This is a genomic window from Shewanella sp. P1-14-1 (genome assembly GCF_001401775.1).
Taxonomy (GTDB): Bacteria; Pseudomonadota; Gammaproteobacteria; order Enterobacterales; family Shewanellaceae; genus Shewanella; species Shewanella japonica.
Window position 1 is genome coordinate 154,696 of record NZ_LKTL01000010.1, and the last position, 7,765, is coordinate 162,460.

At 40.5% G+C, this 7,765-nt stretch carries 9 protein-coding genes and 1 pseudogene; 4 read left to right on the forward strand and 6 right to left on the reverse strand.

Going from position 1 to position 7,765, the window contains the following annotated elements:
- Positions 1–3: 3 nt before the first annotated feature.
- Together parM and AN944_RS09435 are read right to left on the reverse strand one after the other, a co-directional pair.
- Positions 4–999 (reverse strand): plasmid segregation protein ParM domain-containing protein, encoded by a 996-nt coding sequence (gene parM, locus AN944_RS09430; RefSeq protein WP_055024352.1) that lies wholly within the window; start codon positions 997–999, stop codon positions 4–6.
- Between the two features lie 174 nt (positions 1,000–1,173).
- Complete coding sequence (locus tag AN944_RS09435) at positions 1,174–1,659, reverse strand: YajQ family cyclic di-GMP-binding protein (protein ID WP_055024353.1); 486 nt, start codon at positions 1,657–1,659, stop codon at positions 1,174–1,176.
- A 169-nt stretch (positions 1,660–1,828) separates the two neighbouring features.
- Between AN944_RS09435 and AN944_RS09440 the strand changes: the two genes are divergently transcribed.
- The 3 genes from AN944_RS09440 to AN944_RS09450 all read left to right on the forward strand — a co-directional run bounded on the left by AN944_RS09440 (position 1,829) and on the right by AN944_RS09450 (position 4,113).
- On the forward strand, positions 1,829–2,200 hold the full coding sequence (locus AN944_RS09440; RefSeq protein WP_055024354.1) for a VanZ family protein: 372 nt from the start codon (positions 1,829–1,831) through the stop codon (positions 2,198–2,200).
- Between the two features lie 14 nt (positions 2,201–2,214).
- Positions 2,215–3,174: a ketopantoate reductase family protein gene (locus AN944_RS09445; RefSeq protein ID WP_055024355.1), complete on the forward strand. Its 960-nt coding sequence runs from the start codon at positions 2,215–2,217 to the stop codon at positions 3,172–3,174.
- A 228-nt stretch (positions 3,175–3,402) separates the two neighbouring features.
- Positions 3,403–4,113, forward strand: a complete 711-nt coding sequence (locus AN944_RS09450) for a phosphatase PAP2 family protein (protein ID WP_082419973.1) — start codon at positions 3,403–3,405, stop codon at positions 4,111–4,113.
- A 40-nt stretch (positions 4,114–4,153) separates the two neighbouring features.
- On the opposite strand, the gene AN944_RS09455 is transcribed toward AN944_RS09450, so the two are convergent.
- Positions 4,154–5,296, reverse strand: coding sequence for a YdiY family protein (locus AN944_RS09455; RefSeq protein WP_055024357.1), 1,143 nt, complete (start codon positions 5,294–5,296; stop codon positions 4,154–4,156).
- A 126-nt stretch (positions 5,297–5,422) separates the two neighbouring features.
- Positions 5,423–6,319, reverse strand: coding sequence for a DMT family transporter (locus AN944_RS09460; RefSeq protein WP_055024358.1), 897 nt, complete (start codon positions 6,317–6,319; stop codon positions 5,423–5,425).
- A gap of 345 nt (positions 6,320–6,664) precedes the next feature.
- Between AN944_RS09460 and AN944_RS21500 the strand changes: the two are divergent.
- Positions 6,665–6,772 (forward strand): annotated as a pseudogene (locus AN944_RS21500) (IS110 family transposase); the annotation flags it as partial.
- A gap of 33 nt (positions 6,773–6,805) precedes the next feature.
- Here AN944_RS21500 and AN944_RS09465 read toward each other — a convergent pair.
- Both AN944_RS09465 and AN944_RS09470 read right to left on the reverse strand, forming a co-directional pair.
- Positions 6,806–7,162, reverse strand: coding sequence for an Imm8 family immunity protein (locus tag AN944_RS09465; protein WP_055024359.1), 357 nt, complete (start codon positions 7,160–7,162; stop codon positions 6,806–6,808).
- Between the two features lie 76 nt (positions 7,163–7,238).
- Positions 7,239–7,652: a hypothetical protein gene (locus AN944_RS09470; RefSeq protein ID WP_055024360.1), complete on the reverse strand. Its 414-nt coding sequence runs from the start codon at positions 7,650–7,652 to the stop codon at positions 7,239–7,241.
- Positions 7,653–7,765: the final 113 nt, after the last annotated feature.

A 7,765-nucleotide genomic window follows, 5' to 3' on the forward strand; every position in this document is an offset into this window, starting at 1 on the left:
CTATTAAGCTGCGTGATAACAACAGATCTCACGAGATAAGGCTTCTTGAGGCTGTTCAAGTAACACGATTTTTTCACCTAAGCTTGGGTAAACGGCATGCACAGCTTCTTCAATCAGCATAGCGCCGCCGCCCACAAGATAAACGCGGTTAGGGTTACGCATAAAGGTTTTGGCTTCATAAGCAATTGCATTACCGAGTTCTTGAATTTTGTTCTCAATACATTCAAGCACCCAATCAACTTTGCTTAAATCATTAATAACTTCACAAGCAAACTCACGGTCATGACGGTGCTTAATTAGTTCATTTGCCACCAAGTAACTTGCGTCACTATCAGCTGCTGCCAAGGCTTTTCTCGCGGCGTCTGTCACCATAGACACGCCGATAGTGGCATTGCCGTATACACTCGACACGTCATCAAATTCACCAACGATCACGCCCATATCCAAGGTTGTGCCACCAACATCAATGACTAACGATTTAGTAAAGGCATTGATACCAGAATCCACTAACGTTGTTAACACCGCAGGCAAGCTTTCAGGCAGCACTTCAACATCCACTATCTCGAATAACTCACCTTTATTGAGCGAAATTTCACGCAATAAGTTTTCTTTTTTACGGGCGATGTTGGCTTCATTCTTTTGGCAATCATCCGCATTGTAATATTCAGTAATTGGTAAGGTGACCAAAATGCTCACAGGGCATGGCGCTACACCCGTTTGAAGTAAGGCATGATGCACTGACAATAGGTTTAAATCATCGTACTGATATGCCACATGAGTGGTTGATAACGCTCTGTCCGATGTGGCATCAAAGGTGTATTTGGTCGAACCTATTTGATAATTAAATATCTTCTTTCCATTGAGTAATGCAGCACTTTTCCAATCTTTCCTAAACGAATTAGGAGAAGTCACACAATGTACTTTGTCATTTTCAATCCAACTGATTTTGACATTGGTAGAACCATCATCGATGGCAAATTTCATTTTTGCAGTGCTCATAACGCGAATCTTAAAGTGTCTTAATGAAAGGTGTGCAGCAACAAGGCGACCACAAACGCTCACAACTTAAATAAAAAATGAATTTTTATCGATTAATGATTTAGATAATAAAAAACGCCGTAACCTTTAACGGCTACGGCGCTTGCATCATTCAAATAAGCGAATTGAAACTAATCAGTCACGAAAATTATTAAACTGAAAAGGCTGCCCTAGTTCGGACTCTTTTGCTAAGCGCATGACCGCTTGCAAATCATCACGCTTTTTACCCGTCACACGAACAGAGTCGCCTTGAATCGCCGATTGCACTTTCAATTTGCTGTCTTTGATTTGTTTAACCAACTTTTTGGCAATTAAACTATCAATCCCTTGCTTAAACTTTACTTTTAAACTGAAGGTTTTACCGCTATGAACTGACTTTTCATCCACTTCCATCGCTGATGGTTCAACGTTACGTTTACTTAATTGTATACGTAAAATATCCACCAATTGACGACACTGAAAATCATCTTCAGCTTTCAGTGTAACCACATTATCTTTATGTTCGATTTCAGCTTCTTTACCACGAAAGTCAAAACGCCCAGCAAGCTCACGACGTGAGTTTTCGACAGCATTACGTAGTTCGACTTCATCAACTTCTGACACAATATCCATAGATGGCATTGGAATTCTCCCCTATTTACGATGCCACTATTCTAGCATTTTCCGCCACTGGGCAAACCCTCCATAAAATAGAAAACAATAATTATCTGGAAGTTAATGACATTAATCGTGGTATTTTCTATCATTGCTGCATCGAAACGATATTGCATCAGGCTAAGTTAACCACAGCATGAAATTAAAACTTTTTTTTACAGGCGCATTTGTAGTCGCAGTACTTGTGGTGAGTTACTTAGTCTTTTCCAAACCTAATTACCCAGTTACCTTCTCAAATATGGATAAAGTCGGCCATACGGTCAGCTTTTTAGGGTTGGCGTTTCTCGCCTACTTTGCGTTTAAGCCTAAATGGTATTGGATGTGCACTGTCCTCACTGCTTATGCGATTTTAATTGAAGTTATCCAATCCCAAATACCTTACCGAAGTGCCTCGGTTGCCGATGTGGTCGCTGACGTACTGGGAATTGCATTGTTCTATCTATTTTTGTTTGTATTTAGAAAGTACCAAGCGGCTAAATTACTCCCTAAACGTGCTTCAAAAGTATAATAAGCGAGTCCATTATGCTTCAGCCTCACACAACCAAAGCGGTTGCCGCCACTAAACCTACGGTTGCCATTCTTGGTGCTGGCGCCATCGGCATGTTGGTTTACAAGCAGTTATCTGAGTTCACTCAGCCGATATTACTCGGTAGGGATTTAATCAAAGAACATGCACTGACATTTGAACCTTTTTCAAAGGAAGCCACCAGCGAGACACAGATCATTGAAGGGATGATGTGCGATGTAAACACGATAACTCACACTCAACTTGCCTCAGTTTCGTTAATCATCGTTTGTGTAAAGTCTTATCAAGTTACGCATGCCATCAGGCCACTCATCGATAACTTGCCGCAGCACTGCACATTGCTGTTGTTGCATAATGGCATGGGACCGCATTTAGATACCCTCGCTTTATTGGCGCAACATCAAAGAGACGACATTAACCTTTATCTTGGCACAACATCGCAAGCGGCATTAAAATGCAACAAGCTTCATGTGCGTCAAACCGGTACAGGTAAGACAATGTTGGGCCATTTAAAAGGCAAAAAATTAACAGAGAAGCAATTGGCACTGTTAACCCAAGCAATACCTGATTGTCACGTAAGCGAGGACATTCGTTTAGCCCTTTGGCAAAAACTGGTCATCAACTGTGCGATTAATCCACTTACGGCCATAGAACAGTGCCGCAACGGCCAACTCGCCAAACCGCAATACCAAGCACGCATAGATAATATTATCGACGAATGTGTCATGGTGGCTAATGCAGACGGCGTAATGCTATCCAAACCAACAATGGTTGAAAACGTCTATCAGGTTATCGCACTGACGGCGAATAACTACTCCTCAATGCATCAAGATATTGCGCACCAACGTCAAACTGAAATACATCAAATTAATGGCTATGTCACGTCACGGGCGAAATATCATCATATTGCTACCCCTGTGAATGACCAACTCGTGGATGATGTCAACTCATTATAGGATTGACGCTAGACTTATTGATAACAGCCCTGAGCTTATATAAACAGCCTTGAGCTTATACAAACAGCCCTGAGCTTTAAGATAGCAGCCCTGAGCTTTAAGATAGCAGCCTTGAGCTTTAAGATAACAGTCCTGAACCTTAAGATAACAGCCCTGAGCCTTAAAATAACAACCTTGAGCTTATACAAACAGCCTTGTACTCACTAATGAAAAAGCTGCCTTAGTCTTATGACCAAACCGACTTTTACGCCCACTTACCAACCTTTCAAGCCCGCCATTGTTGCAGGGTATATCAGTATGCTGCTTGGGGTTTTATTTTGTATAACCTACTTTGACCGCCCACTAGCTGAATATATACATCATGTAATGCATGTAAAAATAGCCAGCTTTGCCTACTCAAGCCAAACACATGCTGTGCTAGAGTCATTATCCAAAAGTCCTTTGGTGCTAGAAATCTTGGCCTTCATCATCGTTGTGCTTAGCCTAATTAAGCCCTATCAACTGCGCCTTTATCATCTAAGAAATATCATCTTATTGGTTGCAATCAACGCCACTATTATCAGAGTCAGCGCCAAGATAGTGTTTGGCCGCACTTGGCCAGAAACTTGGACTAACAATAACCTCTCTTGGATATCCCATGGCGTAGAGGCATTTTATCCGTTTTCTTTATCGGCAGGGTTTCATTCTTTCCCGTCAGGACACACCCTATTGACGTTTACATTCGCATCGTTGTTTTGGCAGTGTTTCCCTCGTTTTAAGTTGATATGGATATTTGCGATGTTGGCGGTAGTTCTAGGGCAATTACTGCAAAATTATCATTATTTGGGCGATATTCTCGCGGGCGCAACGCTTGGTTTACTCGTAAGCCAACTGAGTATTAATAATTATTGTCACAACAAGAATTTCAGACATAAAAAAGGACCTTTCAATAGGTCCTAATTTGATGATTCGTTGACTTTAACCGAGAGCGATTAAACGGTTAGATATCGATGCCAAAACCCACTATAAACTGGTAATCATTTTCTTTTGGCGTATTGCCGTCAGAATCAGGTTGAGGGCTCGCTGTGTGATCCCAGACAAACGATAAATCTAAATCGAAGATATCCGTTAACTCAATCTCAAGTGTCGCTAAAGCATGATGAGTATAACCACCAGAATCATCATCACCGTATTGCACCCGATAAGAAGTGATAAAATCGATATCGCTGGTTATTTCGGTATCATAAACCGTCTCAACTACCACAGTTGCGGAGCTACTGTCTGTGCTTTCTCCCGCTTCGACATTATTAAACTTAGTATAGGTATATGCTGGACCACCTGAAATACTCCACTCGGTTTTCGAAGTATCAATGATGTTATAACCTAAACCCGAACCTAAAGTTAGCTTGTATTCAATGTTTAAAAACTTATCGGTATAAATCTCAGCAAACACAGGGCGCAAATAAAACTGCTTAGATAAAAACCAATCGAAGTTGGTATTAATACGGTTGTTATTAATTTTCTCTTCACTGTCTGATTTAGAATAGTTACCGATATAGTCGATATTAAATCGAGACTCAGTGGTTCTGCGTTTAGTTTTCGCAATAGCACTGTAATCAATTTGCTCAGTGTTTCCCGATCTAAAGTTGGCACCTAAACTAATTTTACTCGACCAGTAATTAGATTCAGTTTGCTCGCCTGCGATAATGGTCAGAATTTGCTCTCGCTGAAACTCTTTACCATCAATAAACATTTTACCGTCACGCACCAATAACTGTCCGCTTTGGGTGCTTAAATCTAAAAAGCCAATACTGACCGTGCCAGCACTTTGCAGTACTTTAACGTCATCCCAATCAATAAAAAGAGTGTCGAGTTCATCGCTTTCAAACTCAAGCTGATCATCATACAGGTTTTTTATTTCCCCTTTTAACAGCTCCATCGAAGTTAACTGTAGCCAATCAAACTCACTGTCTTGAGGCGGGGTAACTTGTTCGGGAGTAAAAGTTGCGGCACCTGATAATTGACTACCTTCAGGCGCTAAACTTTCTGTCGAAAGAGTGGCACTGTGAACATTAGAACTTAATGTAAATAAGAGGCTAGTGCAGCCTATGGCAACACTCAGTTGTCGAGCAAGGTGATTCATAAAACACTCCCTGAATAAGACTTCTTGGTTTTACTCAGGCTAGTATAGTACGAAAAAACAACAAATTAAAATCAATATAAGGCATTAAACCCCAAATAGGGTTACCCCGTCAGCTGCAGCTAAATGTTAAGTCCACATCACCAAAATTGCAGCTAGTGCTATTAAGACTAAACCCAATATTTCGTTAACCTTCACTTTTTGTTTTAACCAAAATACGCTAATGAGCATAGTAAAAAACACTTCAATTTGACCTAAGGTTTTCACATAAGGCACAGCTTGCAACGACATTGCACTAAACCAACCAATAGAAGCGATACAGCTACACACACTGATTGAAAGCGTTAACCTTGGTCTATGCCAAAGCGCCAGTAATGTCGCTCGGTCTTTAATCCCAAGGTAACTGACCAGTATCAATGTCTGTAGACCAATAACAGATAACAACACCCAAGCAGCTCTATGGGTAAATGGAATAGAGTCATACATCGCTGAGTCAGTCATGAGCAGCAAGCTTGCCTCTCGTACCCAAAGTGATGTGAACGCAAACGCAACCCCACTGCCAATACCAAGCACTATGGTATTGAGCGATAAACGCTTAACACCCCGTTGAGTGCTTAACAGCATTACAGCAACCGCACCAATGATCACACCAATCCAGCCTAACAAACTCAGACTCGTACCAAAAAAAAGCACACCTAATATCGCCGCGACCAAGGCCTCACTTTTCGCAAGCCCTGCACCAACAGCAAAGTTCTTTAACTGAAATAGTTTAACCATCAATCCCGTAGCCAAAATTTGCATCAAAGATGCCCCAATGACAAAAGCATAAAATTGATAACTAAAGCTGGGAAGCTCACTGGGTTGAAATTGATAAAGGCTGAAAAGGTATAAAGCAGCAATTGGACCTGCCCAAATAAAGCGCGCCAAGGTGACACCACTGACTTTCACTTGATGACTCAGCTGGCTTTGAAATGCATTACGCCAAGATTGCATAAAAGCCGCAAGTATCGTCAGTGCTATCCACATACATTTATACCCAATAATTCATAGAGTTGAGGTTTATTTTTTATGACTTAATTGAACAGTCTTTTATTACTGTAAAGTATCACAAACTCAGCAATAGATTGCTGGTAATTTGTTCTAGCTTAGAAGTAGCGTTCGACCTGTATCGAACATACTTATTTGTTCGCATATATTCATGTGGAGGAGATAAATGATTTAGAGCGAGTATGGTTCTGGACAGAAGCTTGTGAGCGCAAAGGGTATAGAATCGCTCGTGGGAATAGGAAAGGTATGGTAATAAATTAAAATGTACACTGACCCACATATTAATTACCCACATATTAATTACCCACATATTAGTCGCGTCAAAGACCAAAGAAAGAGGCAATAATTGCCTGTATTAGCAAGATGATTGTAACACTGAATTGCATGCTAAGAGATGATGTAATGTGGGAAGCCTCAAAAACTCAAAACTAGCTATTGACGCCATAGTCTCTTGTTAGGGTTACTTTACCACGGAAAGCAACTCAGATTTACCGGCCTAATTTGACCACTTAATTTTGTAGCAACGTCAGTCCATGAGTTTGAACCATTAGCATGTACAAGTAACTTTGCTACTCGATTTTTTATTACATTCCAATCAAATTCTTCAATAACTAAAGTTGGCGGTGAAAAGCAATTTATTGGTCGACAACTTACTGCATTAGGTGATGCAACATAAAACTCAAAAAACACACTATCTGCTTGATGATTTTCAAAGCATAAATCTAATTCGATCAATACATCGAAGTTTTCAAAATCTTCCGGGTAGCCAGAATCGGAAGGCTCTAATTGATCACTTGATATGCCAAGTAGCTCGATATTCATCTGTAACCCTAACGCCGCAATAAGCGGTGAGTAATAGTTTGCTAAAATGTGAAGCGAAGCGGAACCGAGCAAACTGTTACGAATCCGACTTTATTGCCTTGTTATATTCTACCTGGTAGATAATCTCAATACCGCACTCTTCACCGTAACTTGCTGAAACAAAACCATCAATTGCAAGTGACGGATGAATAGAATACCAAACAAATACTTTATTGTTATCAAGCCTAGTTTCAATCGGGATAAGTAATTCTGGCTTACTCCAATCCTTACCTTTGAGGAAGAACGAACTTTGCAATTTTGCGTTATCAATTTGGCTAGGGAAAATAGCACTTACAAATAGCTCTGATTCATATTCATCAACGGTAATTTTCACCTTATTCCTATGCTGCTCACTCCAGTCTTTCTTATTTTCATCTGTGATGTAGCAAGAATTAGCTAGGCTAGCCGAGCTAAATAAAATAACTATCAAGAGAAGTAAAAATTGCTTCATCGATTGCACCAAACTCTGCGTAGAATATAACGAATGATATGGACTCCCCTTACCAAATGGCCACTATGTGCCATATTGAAAGTGCAAACATTCAATCAAGGAGAGTCCATATG